Source organism: Thiomicrorhabdus sp., from assembly GCF_041583835.1.
Taxonomy (GTDB): domain Bacteria; phylum Pseudomonadota; class Gammaproteobacteria; order Thiomicrospirales; family Thiomicrospiraceae; genus Thiomicrorhabdus.
This window is the reverse complement of record NZ_JBFHFC010000008.1, coordinates 77,811-94,356: the sequence shown is the minus strand read 5'-3', so window position 1 is coordinate 94,356 and position 16,546 is coordinate 77,811. Positions and strand designations below refer to the sequence as shown.

Below are 16,546 nucleotides of genomic sequence, written 5' to 3'. Positions count from 1 at the left end.
TGTTGATCCTAGATAACCGAACAATGCACCGATGATCATATAGCTGGAAATGCGTCCGAAATTATATGCCAACTGATAAGGCAGCATTCGTAACCAACTCTGTTGTACTCTAACATTTAATCCGAAGGTCAAGGCTCCGACAACACCGCCGCACATACCCAGACAGTGAATTCCGCCCAACAACCCAACCACCAGGGATGTCAACAACATAGATTCCATTAAAAACACCTTATCTTTAGTTCAGACCAGTAGTAGATTAACAGCTGAACCGTATTCACGTATCGATCTAATTAATACGAGTTTATTATGACCTCTCGCCCACAAACACTTAAACAGGTATCTGCACACATTTTCTTAATATAAACAAAAGAAATTATCTCAAAATGACGCCATTGAAGCTGGGGATTGTAAAACATTAAGGAAAGGCAAAAAACCTTTTCAGCCCCCTTCTTGAATTATGTATTTTTCAGCTAAATAGATTGATGCTTCAAAATTCGAACAGACGCCAACAATTCATCATAAGGACAATTGGATCGAATACCGGCACTAACTCTGCAAAACTGATGTTCTAAGGCGTCTTACATGGCTGCAATCAAACGGAAGAGGAAGACAACGAAAATAGTACTTATACCGTTTAATTAATATGATTGGAGACTAATTTTTTGGTGTTTAATTGTTGTTCATTTAAATAAAAAAGAGGCCCAGTCATATAAAATCAAAACCAGGCCTGTTAAAACTTTAGGAAACTCCAAACAAGAACCCTTTATGCATTGTTGACAAACTTAACTATCAAGATCGAATAGTTTGTTATGCCGAATCATCGCGCTAATTTCTTTAATATATTCTTGCTTACGTTCGGAATATTTCTCTAGACCTTTTGCAAGTTCAATACCCAAAGGTTTTTTTCCTTGCTCTCTAAGCAAGCTTCTATTTTTACGCACCTTGGCAAATGCAGGATGACTATTCAAATTCAGCATATACCCTTTAACCGAATCGTAAGGGCTATTAAACTTCCTGACTTCATGAACCATACCTGCTGATCTTTTCTTTGGAACCAAGCCGCATCCTTTGGTAAAACACCACTGACCGTAAAAGTTATAAGCTTTTTTAGCAAATCGCGATGTTCCCCATGACGACTCATTAGCCGCCTGCGCCAAAGCGAGTGAAGCCGGGATAATATCGATTTTACCTAACATCTTTTTCTTGGCGTCAGGAAGCCCCTGCTTGTCGTCGACACGATATTTCTTTTGTAGCTCTTTCACTCTTTCAAGCTGCTTGCTATCGAGTTTCTTAAAATTCATGCTGGCGATTTCTTCGCGCTCTGCCAATATTTCCTTATTGGCTTTCTTAACATAAGGCAGCATGTAATTAAAAAATGCGTTCTTTTTCTGCTTTACGTCCTTATAAGCGGCAAAGTCCGGCAGGGTATTAATTTCCGCGATAACTGTAGGCGAACAAAACGCCAAAAATAGTCCCAAAACAATAACTAAATAATTCATAGGTAATCCTTTTACTCATTAATTCATTACTTAAGACGTAATCAACTAAGTAAAAGTCACACCTTGATTAAAATATTTTTAAATCGGACCCATTAACCGAGTGTCCACCAACAAAACCGGAACGAAAGGACAAATAATGGATAAAACGGCAACAAAGAATTTAACCCTGGATTACACTGACAAAACGTAATCCATGATTTAGAAATAAAGAGAAGAGACTGAAAAAAACAAATACACTTTTTATGTTATAAAAACCATCGCAAACATAGCTCCTAGATCGGAGCAATCGTTGTATATGAAAAGAATCAAACCATAAATAGAAAATCGCAACGAAGCGCTTAAGACTCCATAAAAAAATTATCTGCCTTTGTAATACGTTTGTTCCAACAAGTCATCATTAGGTACAACCATAATGCCGTCTGCCGTTTGAATTTCAGTATAACTGCCTTTAATTTTGACCACTTGGCCACTCTTATCCCCAACCGTGACTTCCTGCCCTACCTGAAGATGATCTTTCAAATAATAACCTGCAAGCGTTTTCTTAAGCTGGGGAGCGCTGCCGATTCCAATAGAGATCGCAATCGCTAAAGCAAACCCGCCAAATACAATCAAGATCAGGGTTTGAATAAAGCCGGTGTCAAAAGAAAGTTGCTCCAAAATGGTCAAAGTGATGACCACTGTCAATAAACCATAGACAAAACTTGAAACCAGTCCTGCTGTAGCCGGAATCACCCCCTTCAAATTTTCTTTTACCGCATTGCGGACAAAATGGGCGACAAAAAGCCCTGCCACCAGAATAATCAAAGCCGCCGCCAACTTGGGTATATACATAGCCAGAGAAGTCAGATTATCAACAAAACTATCCAAACCTAAATAACCGGCAGCTGTAATCACGGTAAACAGCATAATGAGCCAGAAAAACAATTTGGCAATCAGTTCGGACGGTGTTTTCCTAAGGCCAATAGCTCGGATTTTAGACGTCAATTGAATACGATCAGCGGCATAATCGAATCTCAATTTTTTAAATAAAGTAAAAAACAACTTACCGACAATCAAAGCAACAATATAGCCGACGACTAAAATGAACACGGCGGCGGTTATATCCGGCAACTTCTCAATCAATTCATTAAGGGCGCCTCCCCAAGTAGCCTCTATCTGTTGTTTTATTTGATTCATATTCATCTAAAATTCCTGGTTACAGATCCAAATCTAATCTTTTTCTTTTAAAGAGATGCTTTTTGTCAGAATGTCAGCCACGCTTAAAGGCACCCTGTAAAAGAAAAGCTGTAGTATTTCTTGAAGCAGAGTCAGCCAATTGACTCCTTGAACGATCATTCTGGTTCGTTGTTGATGTGAGTGGTTACTGTCATCGATACTCAGCAGCTGCTTAAGTGCTTGCTCATTCTCTTTCATTTCATTTTTCACCGGCAGTATTTTTCATAAAGAGCTTTAAACCCTTCTATTGCACGATACAATCGCATTTTGGTCGCACTCAATTTAATTTGTAAAACATCTGCAATTTCTTGCAAGCCAAGCTCGGTATTAAATCGCATACTGATAATGGCTTTTTCCTGTTCTTTTTGTTGATTAATGCAGTATTGAATACAATCGTTTTCATCGTCGCATTGAAAGACCTCACTAAAATCAATATCGTCCTCAAGGTTTTCAATCGGTTCATTGCCGGTAAAGACATTCTTCCTAGCTGAGGAATGGCAGGCATTGACCGTCACGCGATATAACCAGGTCGAAAATTTGGAATCCCCTTTAAAACCCGATAGATTTTGGAATAGCTTTAAAAAAGTTTCTTGAGAGACCTCTTCCGCCAGTTCCGGATTACCAAAATAACGTAAACAAATGGCATACACGGTTTTTTCATAACGTTTAATCAGTTCTTCAAAGGCCAAGGTTACGTGCGGTATTTCTTTTTGCGCCTGCTGAACCACCAATTCGTCGGCCAATGACTGAAAATCAATATCCGTATCACTCATACCAAGACAAAATCACCTTTGTTAATAGCCTTAAGTGCATTTATAAAATTTAAAACCTAACTTATTTAAAATCGGTTCCTTCAAACACATTGATCAACGACGACATGTCATAAAGTCAAACAATCGAAAAACAAACGCGTATTTTGAGCATTTAACAACGGATCAAAAACGCCCTGAATTGCGATCAAAACTACGATAGCCAAGCGCTTCCGCTAAATGTTCGGATTCCACCCGGTCACTCCCAGCCATATCGGCAAGTGAACGGGAAACACGTAAAACGCGATGATAACTCCTTGCCGAAATCCCCATTTTCTCAACCGCACTTTGGAGCAACTTTTTCCCGTCATCGTCAATTAAAATCAACTGCTGAATTTGTGTCGGAGTCAATTCACCATTCAAACAACCCTGACGTTGCATTTGCAACTCATGAAGTTGCGTCACCCTCTCCCGAACAACCAAACTGCTCTCGCCTCTGTGGCTGTCACGATTCTGCAAGGCGTCGATATCGACCGGTGGAACCTCAATATGTAAGTCGATTCGATCCAGTAAAGGACCCGAAATTTTCTTCTGATAACGTAAAATTTGTTCGGGTGTATCTTTACAGCGGCCATGAGGATCGTCCGGAAAATATCCCGACGGAGTTGGATTCATAGCCGCAACCAATAAGAATTTAGCCGGAAAAGAGACCTGATGGTTTACCCTGGAAATCTCAACTCGGTGACTCTCTAAAGGCTCTCTAAGCGCCTCTAAAACATGGCGTGAAAACTCGGGCAATTCGTCTAAGAATAAAAGTCCGTGATGAGCCAGGCTCACGGCACCGGGCTTAGGAAACGTTCCTCCTCCCACCATTGCTGCGGCAGAGGCGGTGTGATGCGGATTGATAATTTGTCGCTGAAAAAACTGTCCGGCATCCAGACTTTTTCCAGACACTGACTGAACGCTTGCCCGTTCGATCGCTTGCTCCCAAGATAATTCAGGAAGCAAAGTAATTAATCGTGAGGCCAGCATACTTTTACCCGATCCCGGGGAGCCAACCATTAAAATTGAATGTCCGCCAACGGCGCTCAACTCCAACACTCGTTTAGCTTGAGCCTGTCCGACAACATCGGATAAATCGTATGGATATTCTGTAGCAGAAATTGAATGCCTCGTTGATTTGGGAAGCGTTCCTTTTCCCAATACAAAACTGCACAACTCCAAAAGAGACGAAGCGCCCAACACAGTACCTTCCGTTGAGTCGCTATCAACCGCCAATTGTGCTTCTTCAAGATTATCGGCCGGAACCACTGCTTTTCTCGCTAGCTGAACCGACTGTATAACTGCCGGTAAAACACCGGGAATACGACGCACTTCGCCATTAAGTCCAAGTTCGCCAAAAAATTCACAGTTTGATACGTCAACCTGAAGCTGTTCAGTTGCAATCAAAATACCTAAAGCAATCGCTACATCATAGCGCCCACCGGATTTTGGAAGATCCGCAGGCGCCAGATTTACAGTAATGCGCTTCGGCGGCAACTGGAAGCCACTATTCAAAATAGCACTACGGACTCGTTCTTTGCTTTCTTTGACCGACGCTTCCGGCAACCCCACGATATTGAGTGCCGGCAAACCGTTGCTTGCATGCACTTCCACCTGAACTTGAGGGGCTTCAACCCCCAAGGAAGCACGCGTTAGAATTGAGGCAAACGCCATTAAAACTTAATCTTGATCCGATTCTCCCTTAGCTGCCCCGGCTTCCTCCAATTGAGAAACCTTCTTTTCCAGTGCTTCCAACTTACTGCGTGTTTTCGCCAGTACCGCCGTTTGGATATCAAATTCTTCACGACTCACTAAATCCATCTTTTCAAAACTTGCCGTTAAGATAGCTTTGACCTGTGATTTAAAATTTTCCGGCGCTTGACCGAAACCGCTTGGAATCGCTTGAGATATTTTCAATACCGTTTCTTCAATGTGCTTAGGATTGAGCATTTAACCACCTTTATTAAACTAAAAACCCTGAAAAATCAGAGGATTATATATATTTACTTCTTTTCTAACTATACTAGTTTTAATCCGCTTTAACCAGTTTAAGCGAAATATAGTGCGTCATTATAACGTGTCCAAATTCCCCCTATCGCTTCTAAAGGTACGTAATTTATATGGTAAAATTTACGATATCTAACAAACTCCTTTACCGTCCCACTTACATGGATGCGATGCATGATTCACATTAACGACGCCCCAGAAAAAGCAAAACGTATCTTTCTCAGATTAATTGAAGATTTCGAATCTCAAAACATCAATCCGACCCCTCTCAATTATTATGTCTGGTACGAATATTTAAAAGGCGACAATCCTGAATTCCGTCAAGAAATGGAGGCGATTCTTAAAGACCCTTTCGGCTACAACGATCGCGTAGGAAAACGCCTTTACGAGGAGTTTTTGCAAGAAGAAAGCGATGGCAGCACCGAATTCGATCGTGCATTCAGACGTTTAATCAATCTCATGATCAAAAAAATGACGGTTTGGGGTGATAAACTCGAACAACAGACCAAAGATTTAAATGATTGTGCAAACTCCCTGTCAAAACCCGGTCTTGACTCAAACGAACTGAAACGCATCACCGACACCATGATCCATACGGCGCAATCGATGAGCGAGAGCAGCAAAGCATTTCAACAAGAGATGATCATGGGTTCAGAAGAAGTAAGACAGTTACGCCATGAACTCATTACCGCTCAAACGGCGGCATTGACAGACGAACTAACTGAATTGGGCAACCGTAAAGCATTTAACCAAACGCTGGAAGAATTGCTTATGGAAAACGATGACAATCAAATTGGCAATGACATCTGCCTGATCTTAAGCGACATTGACCATTTCAAAGCGTTTAACGACAACTACGGTCATCTTATCGGCGACAGCGTCTTACGCTACTACGCCAACATCATGAAAAAACACCAGCGTAAAAACGAAACCATTTGCCGGTTTGGTGGAGAAGAGTTCGCCATCCTGCTTTCCAACTCCTCCCTTGAAGAAGCCAGGGAGCGTTCCGAAGAGATCCGTGAAGCGATTGAAGCGGCAGTACTAAAACGAAAAAATTCGAACGAACAGCTAACGACGATTACGGCCTCATTCGGAATTTCCCTGTTTCATGGTAAAAATGACTCTGCAGAAGCTCTTATCAACCGCGCAGACAAAGCTCTATACCTGGCAAAAGAGATGGGAAGAAACCAAGTTAAGGATGAAAAAGAAGTTTCACAAAAAAGCTTTCTTTAAGCCTTTCCGGCAAGACTCACTCATGGTCGGCGACGAGGTTTTTCGGCGCCTTCACCAGTAAAGTATCAACACCTAAACTGCGCAACTCGTTGCGTTTTTTATTCATTTCCAAACGATCGACATAAGGGCCTACGCGCAAACGGTAATAAACACGTTCACCTTTTTGCACTTTCGACACTTCCACCTGCTGCCCCATACGAGCTAATCGCCGCTGCTCCTGCAAAGCAACCTTTTCAGAACCGAACGTACCCGCATGGATATAATAGGCATCGTCTAACTTGACGGAAATGGGCACGGCATCGACAACCACTTCGGTCTCTTTTAGGCCTTGATAAAAACTATACTCCTGTTTTTCTTCCGCTTTTTCAGCCTTATCGCCGTCCTCTTCATCCATAGACTTTGAGGTCTTTACGGCTTCAACCGTAATAGTTTTGTTATCCGTAGACTCCGGCTGAACGGTATTGACTTCGGTATAGATTTTAGAAGGTGCCTGGACTTCATTATGCTCTTTGCTTTTAATGAAGTGCTGCGCAATCAAAAAGCCGCCCAAGAAGCTTACCGATACAAAAATACCGACAACCCAAACCTTTCCGACGGAACGGCTCCGAACACTTTTTGATTCGGCTTGCTGTGACTTGCGCTGAAAGCCGTTTTGATTTCGATTATGACCGTAGCGGTAGTCTCGGGACATTACATTTTCTCAGGCGCGGAAACACCTAAAATTGCCAAACCGTTTTTCAAAACCTGTTGCACGGCTAAAATCAAAGTCAAACGGGCATTACGTACCTCATCGTCTTCAACGATGAAGTGACATGCGTTGTAGTAACTGTGTAAACCATTCGCCAAATCTTTAAGATAGTAAGCGATTTGGTGCGGCTCGTATGCCACGGCTGCGCGAGCGATGACTTCCGGATACTTAGCTAATTGAACCGCTAATCCGGTCTCCTGCTCCAACTCAAGCTTTTCCAAAGCCGCCATTCCGGCGTCTTTATCAAGCGCCATGCCTTTGTCCGCTGCTTGCTCCAGAACGCTAGAAATACGCGCGTGGGCATACTGAATGTAATAAACCGGATTATCGTTCGACTGTGATTTAGCCAAATCCAAATCAAAATCCATATGCTGTTCGGATTTACGCTGAACGTAAAAGAAACGCGCGGCATCGGCACCGACTTCGTTTCTCAAATCTCTTAAAGTAACGAACTGCCCACTACGTGTCGACATGGCCAGTTTCTCTCCGCCTCGATAAAGAATTGCAAACTGCACCAACAACACTTCAAGCGCCTCAGGGTTCGTATTCATCGCCTGCATCGCCGCTTTAACACGTGGAACGTATCCGTGGTGGTCAGATCCCCAAACATCGATCAAAATATCATAACCGCGTTCCAGTTTGTTGAAGTGATAGGCAATATCCGAAGCAAAATAGGTTTTCAAACCGTTATCTCTGACGACGACGCGATCTTTCTCGTCACCGTAATCCGTTGAACGGAACCAAAGTGCGCCGTTCTGCTCGTAAATCTTGCCTGATGCCTGTAGCTTTTCGATCGCCGCATCGACCACTCCGGTCTCCATCAAAGAACGCTCGGAGAACCAGTTCTCAAAACTCACATTGAAACCTTTAAGGTCTTCCTTGATGTCTTCTAAAATCGTATTCAAGGCAAGCGAAAATACGGTTTCATAGTGTTTAGCGCCAAGCAGGTTCTTGCACTTTGAAATCAAGTCGTCAATATGCTTTTCTTTATCGCCGTCCGTCTGCCCTTCGTCAGCGCAAACACCGGTAAATACTTCAAATGCCGGTTTTCTTAACGTTTCGCCATGTTCTCTAAGCAACTCTTCGCTAATTTCAAAAATATAATCCCCCTTGTAACCATTACTCGGGAAATCAAACTCTTCGCCACATAGTGCTAAATAGCGCAGCCATACCGAGGTGGCCAAAATATCCATCTGACGACCTGCGTCGTTCACATAATATTCTTTATCCACTTTAAATCCAGCTTCCGCAAGCAGGTTAGCCACGCTAGCGCCATACGCGGCGCCTCGACCGTGGCCGACATGCAAAGGGCCTGTCGGGTTCGCGGACACAAATTCCACCAATACCGATTTTCCTTGGCCGACATTACAACGGCCGAATTCCTCTTTCAGAGAAAACACCTGTTCGATGATCGCGAATTTTGCATCGTCTTTGACAAAGAAGTTAATGAAACCCGGGCCGGCAATTTCGACTTTTTCAACCGCACCGCGATCTTCCATCGCTTCAATCAATTCAACGACTTTCTCGGCTAAGGCTCTAGGCGGCATGCCTGCTGCTTTCGTCAACATCATTGCCAAATTGGTCGCCAAGTCCCCATGTGCTTTATCACGCGTGTTTTCAACATTAATTCGGGGATGAGTGTCCTCTGGAAGGATTCCCTGATCTTTTAACTGCTGAACAACGTTCATCAAAATCTGCACAATTTGCTGCTTCATGGAGCTCTCTCTTAAAAACTGAATACGGTAATGATGTGAAAAACGGATATCGTAAGGCCGAAAAACACAAAAAGAGTATTTTACTAAAATCCACTACAAGATGGAAAATGGATTGCAACAACCTGCCTCTTTCTTTTTTGCGGACCAGATCAGGGTGACAAAACCCGTTTTACGTCCAAGTCATCCCGGCTCAGAAACCAAACACGCGTTCCTGACAAAATTTTACTTATACCCCTGTATTAACAATCAATTACTTACTTACATCTGAGTTATATAATTACGGATGCCTTGTAATTACAGACCCTTACCCATGCGCACAATCCTCTCATCAATTTCCGTACAGTCCTTACTGTTGATTACGTGGAGTTTACTTGCCGCTTATAGTCTGTATTTAATTCATCCTTTCCCCGAGATTCAACCGGCCATTGAAAGTCTGCCTTTCTCTATCCAGGAACAAATCCTGTTGCTGCTGGTTTTGTTAGCGGTTTTTCTGGTGATTATCTTTCGCCAGAACAACAAACTGAAACATCAAATAACCATTCAAAACCAAGAACATAAAAACGCCGTAAAAGCACTTAAATCGCAGTATAGACAAGAAGAAAATCAGATTCATACTCTAATGCAAAGCGATCAAATCGCCTATTGGGAGTGGAATATCAAACAGAACCAGGCGCGTTTTTCCCCACAGTGGAAAAAAATGCTCGGCATCGAAAAAGACCAAACGTTAAACAACCTCAACGACCTACAAAACCGTATCCATCCAAAAGACCAAGCCGCCGTCCAAAAACAGTTCCACAAAATACTCAGCGGCGAACACCGTCTGTTTGAGTGCACACATCGGGTACGCCATCAAGACGGTCACTACTTATGGGTGCATGACAAAGGTCAAATTTTCTACTCGCCTTACGGAGACATCGAAAAACTCAGTGCTATCCGCCTGGATGTCAGCGAGCAAAAATGGATTGAGGAAGAGCTGGAACTGGATGCGACTATCATCGAACACTCTTCGGAAGGAATCGTCATCGCCGACGAACGACAACAGATTATCCGTTGCAATCAAGCGCTGGCTGAATCACTTGGCATGGAACGCGATGCAATTAGAAACATGACACTGGAACAGCTCGTCGAACTCCTTCAAAACGAACCACCCGAAGAAATTTTTCAAAACTTGCGAACCCAAAACACTTGGCGGGGAGAACTTTCACTCACCCGTGCGGACGGTGAACTGCAACGCGCCAGCATCGTCAACATCCAAAAAATTCTCCACGAAACAACCCGACGCGTGCATTACATTCTAACACACACCGACATTACCGATCTCAAGCGCAGTCAACAAGCACTGGACGAACTAGCCAATCTTGACAGCGTAACCGGATTGGCGAATCGTAACAAACTCTACAAAATGCTCGAAAAAACCATCGCGAAAGACATCGCGACGACCCTGTTATTTCTGGATTTAGACGATTTCAAACTCGTCAACGACACATTGGGACACGACGTTGGCGATCTGCTTCTACAAACGGTTGCCGATACTTTACAGGCATTGATTCCCGATTCGGCATTGGCAGCTCGCATCGGTGGAGACGAGTTCGTCATATTCTATCCTCGTAGCGAAGCAAGCCAGAGTACTTCCGAATTAGCGGATGCGATCAGTCAACGTCTCGGCCAACCCTTCAACGTTCAAGGACGTGAAATCAAGATCGGTTCCAGTATCGGAATTGCCAACTATCCGGAAGATGCCAATGACAGGAAGACACTCATGAAAGCTGCGGATACGGCAATGTATCAAGCCAAACGTGCTGGCAAAGGACAATTTAGACTGTTTGAAAAATAGCCCGAGAGACGGCCGACGGCGCGCAATTCGAAAACTTTAAATTGAACAGCGGAGGGGTGTGGAAGGCGGATGGATGTCCGACCTTCCATAGTTGAAATCAAGAAGACTTTTTAGTCGCAGGCTTCTTAGCCGGCGTCTTTTTAACAGGCGCCTTCTTAGCTGCCGTTTTCTTGGCGGGTGCTTTTTTAGTCGCCGCTTTCTTAGCAGGAGCCTCTTTTTTAGCCACGGTTTTCTTGGCCGCAGCGCGGCCGCGCTTCTTAGGCTCCGGAGCCTCGTCCAAACGCTTCTGGCACTCTTCCAACGATAGCTCCAAGGCATCCTCATCCTTGGCGATCTTCGCATTCTTCTTCGTGGTCACATCGGTGATATAAGGCCCCCAACGACCCTTAAGAATCTTCACATCCGTGCCCGGGAAGGTTTTTACGATCTTATCGGCATCCGCCTGGATTTTAGCCTCAATCAAAGCCGCCGCTTCTTCCAGCTCGATACTCAACGGATCGAAACCTTTAATCGGAGCATATTGCTTTGGCCCGTATTCCAGATAAGGTCCGAACGGCCCCTGTTTGGCGATGATTTTTTGTCCCTTTTCAACACCGAACACGGTTCCGTCGACCGCTTTGGCTTCATAGGATTCCGGCATCTCTCCCACTTCCCGAGGAAGTTTGAACAGTTCCAATGCCTCGTCCAAAGTGATCACATCCATCTTCTGGCCCGGCATCAGGCTTGCAAACATCGGCTTTTCTTCATTCTCGCCGTCGCCTAGCTGAACATAAGGCCCGAAACGCCCGATTTTGACATACATCGGCTTACCGGTTTTCGGATCGTCGCCCAACAAACGGGCCTGGCCGGCCTCTTCGCGGGAAACGTCCTCGGCCGAAACCACTTTAGGATGAAATTGCTCGTAGAACTCTTCCAGCATGTCTTGCCACTGAACTTTTCCTTGGGCGATATTGTCGAATTTATCCTCAACCTTAGCGGTAAACTGGTAGTCCAACACATCGCCGAAATGTTTGATCAAGAAACTAGTCACAATCCCTGCAATATCGGTCGGAAACAATTTATTCTTCTCGGTTCCTGCCATCTCGGTTAAGGTTTCCGCCACCAGTTCACCGTCTTTCAAAGTAATCTGGCGGTAACTGCGTTCTTTACCTTCCCGATCTTCTTTAACCACGTAACCGCGTTGCTGAACCGTATCGATGGTCGGAGCATAGGTTGAAGGACGGCCAATGCCCATCTCTTCCAACGTTCTTACCAAGCTCGCTTCGTTGTAACGCGCCGGCGGACGACTGAAACTTTGACGCGCCCCCAACTCGGCAACCGAGAGCGCCTGACCGACTTTCATCGGTGGCAGCAAGCCGCTGTCGTCCGATTTATCCAAGTCGTAAACCTTAAGGTAACCGTCAAACGTTACGACTTCGCCTTTGGCCGTGAATTTATCGCCGGGAAGGGTATCGATCGCGACCTCAACCGTCGTTCTCTGTAAAGTAGCATCCGCCATTTGCGAAGCGATTGCGCGTCTCCAGATCAACTGATAAAGACGCTGTTCATTGCGCTCGCCTTCAACGTTCTGCATGCCAAAATCGGTTGGGCGAATCGCTTCGTGAGCCTCTTGCGCATCGGCATTCTTGGTCTTATAACGACGTGGGTGGCTATATTCTTTACCGTAATCTTTAACTATCACGTCCTGAGCTTGAGAAATTGCCAACTCCGACAGGTTCACAGAGTCGGTACGCATGTAAGTGATCTTTCCGGACTCATATAAACGTTGCGCAACCATCATGGTCTGTTTAACCGAAAAGCCCAACTTTGAAGATGCTTCCTGTTGTAAAGTCGAAGTCGTGAACGGAGCTTTCGGGCTACGTTTTGCCGGTTTTTCCTCAAGCGACATAACCGACAAGTTGGCCTTGGCGACCGCTTCTAAAAATGCCGTCGCTTCTTCTTCCGTTTCAAACGTAGCCGTGCGTTTCACTTCCAAAAAGCCCACCGGCTTACCGGACTCGTCCAACAAGTTTAAAGTACCTTGAACTCGGAATACGAAGGTGGATTCAAACGCTTCGATTTCGCGTTCGCGCTCTACGATTAAACGCACTGCAACCGACTGAACTCGTCCTGCCGAAAGGCCTGTTCGGATTTTTTTCCACAAAATAGGTGATAGCTCGAAACCGACGATTCGATCCAGAATACGTCGCGCCTGCTGGGCATTCACCAAATCCATATCCACCGTGCGCGGCTCGGCAATTGCCTGCTGTATCGCCGGCTTAGTAATTTCATGGAAAACGATCCGCTTGGTGGTATTGATATCCAGATTCAGAGCTTCCGCAAGGTGCCAGGCAATCGCCTCCCCCTCGCGGTCCTCATCCGTTGCCAGCCAAACAGAATCCGCCTGCTTTGTAAGCTTTCTCAACTCGGCGACATTTTTCTTTTTATCCGCCGAAATCTCATAATTAGGTTGGAATCTATTTTCTAAATCGATCCCCATGCCTTTTTTCTGAATGTCTCGAATGTGTCCATAACTAGAGCGTACGGTAAAGTCCTTTCCCAGGTACTTTTCGATTGTTTTTGCTTTTGCAGGAGACTCCACTATCACCAAATTTGTCATGTAGTTCAAACTCTAATTTTATTTAAAAGGCCACTTTTACTATTTTAAAAGGGTGCAAAAAATTTCTTTGATTTGCAAACTTAAAATTCATATAACACGTTTTTTTACAAAACCACTTACCTATCGTCTAAAAAAAGATTTAGAATAAAAGAAATAGTGTACAAACTTTTACTTATGAAGTATTTAAACCAACCTATTGTCGGTAAATAACACTTCATTCTTTAAAGAATAAAGAAAATAAAAGAACTCGATTCGATGCCTCCAGACTCTTTAAATAAAAAGCCGACCCGCCTACTTCTGGTTGACGACGACCCAACCAGCCTGGCTCTATTGTGCGCTTTCTTCGAATCGACCGACTATGAAATCTTCACCGCTACCGATGGGGTCGAAGCCAAACAGATCATCCTTAACCACCCCGACGATTTTTTCAGCGCTTATGTATTCGACTATCGCATGCCGTTCAAAGACGGCATCACCTTATTAATCGAACTTAAAAATGACATACGCTATCGAATGGTTCCTGCCATTCTACAGACCTCGGCAGACAGTCAGGAAGATATTCACCGCGGAATTCAAGCCGGCGCATTTTATTATCTGCTCAAACCGTTTTCAAAAGCGCACTTGCTTTCAATCGTCAATGCGGCCGTCAAAGGCTTCTCGACGCATCAAGAAGTCACTCGCCAAGTCGTCAGCCTATCGGAAGCGTTAAACCTATTAGAAAACGCCCATTTCACATTTAAAACCATCGAACAAGCCAAGCACCTGTCCAATATTTTAGCGTTCCTAACCAACGACCCTCAAAAAGTCGCCATCGGTCTGTTTGAACTGATGATGAATGCAGTTGAACACGGTAATTTAGGAATCGGCTACGAAGAAAAAACCAGACTGATTGAAAACGATCAGCTACAGGCGGAAATTTTACGACGTTCGAATCTACCGGAAAACCGCAACAAATTCGTCAATGTCGAGGTCGAACACCGTACCAATCAATTAGACATCACGATTGAAGACATGGGAGAGGGCTTTAATCACCGCCCTTATATGGAATTTTCCATCGAGCGCGCCATGGATAACCACGGCCGAGGCATCATGATGGCCAACAAACTCAGTTTCGACAAACTCGAATTCTTCGGAAAAGGAAATCGAGTGACCTGCACGGTACAACTCAGCCCAACCTTAATCAACGCTTGAAAAGCGATTAAACCGCTTCCTTATTTAATTCTTCGCCAACGGCCTGCCGACATCGCTTCGATTTCACCGGAAAGTTCCAGCATCGTCAATTGACTCTGTATTTCGTACACCGGCATCTTACTCAATACCAACAACTCGTCCAGTCCGATTGGATCGTACTCGATAAAACGCAAAATACCGTTTTTGGAAACGCTTTGTTTTTCAGTCTTCCCGATTTCCTCACCGTTCGCAGACGAACCCTCTCGTGCTTCATGCACAGGCCAATCACCGCCCAGCACCGATACCAGCTCTTCCAACACATCCTGACCGGATTCAACCAATTTAGCGCCTTGTTTAATCAACTGATGACAGCCTTTCGCCTGTGGATTATTGATTGATCCCGGCACGGCAAAGACTTCCCGACCTTGCTCCAAGGCGGTTTTAGCGGTAATTAAAGAACCGCTTTTTACCGCCGCTTCAATCACTAACGTCCCGACGCTCAAACCGCTGATAATTCGGTTGCGTTTTGGAAAGTGATACGTCAACGGTTTCGTCCCTAAAGGAAACTCCGAAATCATCGCCCCTTGTTCAACAATCCGGTGCGCCAACGCCTTATTTGAAGCCGGATAAATCCGATCCAATCCGGTCGCGACCACGGCGATCGTCTTGCCGATCCCCAACAGCCCCCCTTCATGCGCGGCCGTATCGATACCCAAAGCCAAACCGCTGACGATTCCCAAACCTTGATCCGAAAGAAAATTCGCAAAATCCTTGGCCGTATTAATACCTTGCCTAGAAGCGTGACGACTGCCGACGATCGCTAACTGAGGATCGCTCAACAAAGAAACCGAACCGCGAACCGCCAGCAAAATCGGCGGATCGGCAATTCCTTTTAACATATCGGGAAATTCATCCGACCCGATCGCAACTAAATCTTGTTGCGCCCCCTGCCCCCATTCCAGAGTTTCATCGATGCGTTTTTCCAATGATTCGTCAAACAGACCGTCCACCTGCTTATCGCCGACGATCTTGGCATTTTGCCAATCCGATCTATTTGCCTGCAAAGCGGCTTTCAAACTACCAAAATGGGACTCGGCATTCTGCAACTGCTTATATGAAAAAAAATTCAAATGGAATGGGATAAGGCTGGGTAAATCGGAAAAACTTGACATAGTCAGATATAATATAAGCAATATGAATTAAACAAGTATAAACGACGCTATGGAAAAACTCGACATCGTTCTTTATCCAGAACAAGGACTTAGGGAAATTTGCACTCCCGTTCCGGAAATGACAGACGAACTCGACAAATTGATCGACGATATGTTCTACACCATGTACGACGCCCCGGGAATCGGACTGGCTGCGCCTCAGGTCGCCGTACAGGAACGTGTGATCGTAGTCGACGTTTCGGAAAAAAACGACCAACCGATTGCATTAATCAACCCTGAAATCATCAAATTCGCCGGTCAGATCACATGGGAAGAAGGTTGTTTATCGCTCCCGGGCATTTACGCCAAGATCAACCGACCAAGCGACATTTTGGTTCGCGGCATGGATCGTGACGGGAAAATGATCGAATTCGAAGCTAACGACCTTTTGGCCGTCTGCATTCAGCATGAAATCGATCATTTAAACGGTAAATTATTCGTGGATCATTTATCGGGATTGAAACGTACCCGCGCACTGCAAAAATTCCGCAAACTCCATCAAGAACAAGAAGAACAGTAATTGC

The 16,546-nt window shown here is 44.7% G+C and carries 15 protein-coding genes; 4 read left to right on the top strand and 11 right to left on the bottom strand.

Annotated elements, in window-relative coordinates; genetic code table 11:
* From ABY044_RS06395 to ABY044_RS06365, 7 genes are all read right to left on the bottom strand, one after another.
* Positions 1-219, bottom strand: a 219-nt coding sequence (locus ABY044_RS06395; protein ID WP_373019343.1) for a sulfite exporter TauE/SafE family protein, incomplete at its 3' end; no start/stop codon positions are given.
* 563 nt (positions 220-782) lie between these two features.
* Positions 783-1,499 (bottom strand): glucosaminidase domain-containing protein, encoded by a 717-nt coding sequence (locus ABY044_RS06390; protein ID WP_373019341.1) that lies wholly within the window; start codon positions 1,497-1,499, stop codon positions 783-785.
* 357 nt (positions 1,500-1,856) lie between these two features.
* Positions 1,857-2,681, bottom strand: a complete 825-nt coding sequence (locus tag ABY044_RS06385) for a mechanosensitive ion channel domain-containing protein (RefSeq protein WP_373019339.1) — start codon at positions 2,679-2,681, stop codon at positions 1,857-1,859.
* Positions 2,682-2,708: 27 nt separating this feature from the next.
* Entirely contained in the window at positions 2,709-2,912 is a 204-nt protein-coding gene (locus ABY044_RS06380) for a hypothetical protein (protein ID WP_373019337.1), read from the bottom strand.
* A gap of 8 nt (positions 2,913-2,920) precedes the next feature.
* Positions 2,921-3,487, bottom strand: coding sequence for a sigma-70 family RNA polymerase sigma factor (locus ABY044_RS06375; RefSeq protein WP_373019335.1), 567 nt, complete (start codon positions 3,485-3,487; stop codon positions 2,921-2,923).
* 162 nt (positions 3,488-3,649) lie between these two features.
* Positions 3,650-5,179, bottom strand: a complete 1,530-nt coding sequence (locus ABY044_RS06370; RefSeq protein ID WP_373019333.1) for a YifB family Mg chelatase-like AAA ATPase — start codon at positions 5,177-5,179, stop codon at positions 3,650-3,652.
* 6 nt (positions 5,180-5,185) lie between these two features.
* Positions 5,186-5,455 (bottom strand): accessory factor UbiK family protein, encoded by a 270-nt coding sequence (locus ABY044_RS06365; RefSeq protein WP_373019331.1) that lies wholly within the window; start codon positions 5,453-5,455, stop codon positions 5,186-5,188.
* A gap of 231 nt (positions 5,456-5,686) precedes the next feature.
* On the opposite strand from ABY044_RS06365, the gene ABY044_RS06360 reads away from it, so the two are divergent.
* Positions 5,687-6,745: a GGDEF domain-containing protein gene (locus ABY044_RS06360; RefSeq protein WP_373019329.1), complete on the top strand. Its 1,059-nt coding sequence runs from the start codon at positions 5,687-5,689 to the stop codon at positions 6,743-6,745.
* A gap of 16 nt (positions 6,746-6,761) precedes the next feature.
* On the opposite strand, the gene ABY044_RS06355 is transcribed toward ABY044_RS06360, so the two are convergent.
* Entirely contained in the window at positions 6,762-7,436 is a 675-nt protein-coding gene (locus ABY044_RS06355; protein WP_373019327.1) for an SPOR domain-containing protein, read from the bottom strand.
* On the bottom strand, positions 7,436-9,208 hold the full coding sequence (gene argS, locus ABY044_RS06350; protein WP_373019325.1) for an arginine--tRNA ligase: 1,773 nt from the start codon (positions 9,206-9,208) through the stop codon (positions 7,436-7,438). Before argS ends, ABY044_RS06355 begins: the two co-directional genes overlap by 1 nt.
* A gap of 310 nt (positions 9,209-9,518) precedes the next feature.
* On the opposite strand from argS, the gene ABY044_RS06345 reads away from it, so the two are divergent.
* Positions 9,519-11,042 carry a diguanylate cyclase domain-containing protein gene (locus tag ABY044_RS06345; RefSeq protein WP_373019323.1) on the top strand — a complete coding sequence of 508 codons (1,524 nt, stop codon included), beginning with the start codon at positions 9,519-9,521 and terminating at the stop codon, positions 11,040-11,042.
* Positions 11,043-11,139: 97 nt separating this feature from the next.
* On the opposite strand, the gene topA is transcribed toward ABY044_RS06345, so the two are convergent.
* Positions 11,140-13,641: a type I DNA topoisomerase gene (gene topA, locus ABY044_RS06340; RefSeq protein ID WP_373019321.1), complete on the bottom strand. Its 2,502-nt coding sequence runs from the start codon at positions 13,639-13,641 to the stop codon at positions 11,140-11,142.
* Positions 13,642-13,896: 255 nt separating this feature from the next.
* Here topA and ABY044_RS06335 point away from each other — a divergent pair, with 255 nt between their 5' ends.
* The gene (locus ABY044_RS06335) at positions 13,897-14,832 is read left to right on the top strand and encodes a response regulator (protein WP_373019319.1); all 936 of its coding nucleotides are present in this window, start codon (positions 13,897-13,899) and stop codon (positions 14,830-14,832) included.
* 20 nt (positions 14,833-14,852) lie between these two features.
* Here ABY044_RS06335 and dprA read toward each other — a convergent pair whose 3' ends face one another.
* On the bottom strand, positions 14,853-15,983 hold the full coding sequence (gene dprA, locus ABY044_RS06330) for a DNA-processing protein DprA (protein WP_373019317.1): 1,131 nt from the start codon (positions 15,981-15,983) through the stop codon (positions 14,853-14,855).
* 49 nt (positions 15,984-16,032) lie between these two features.
* Here dprA and def point away from each other — a divergent pair, with 49 nt between their 5' ends.
* Positions 16,033-16,542 carry a peptide deformylase gene (gene def, locus ABY044_RS06325; protein WP_373019315.1) on the top strand — a complete coding sequence of 170 codons (510 nt, stop codon included), beginning with the start codon at positions 16,033-16,035 and terminating at the stop codon, positions 16,540-16,542.
* Positions 16,543-16,546 lie beyond the last annotated feature (4 nt).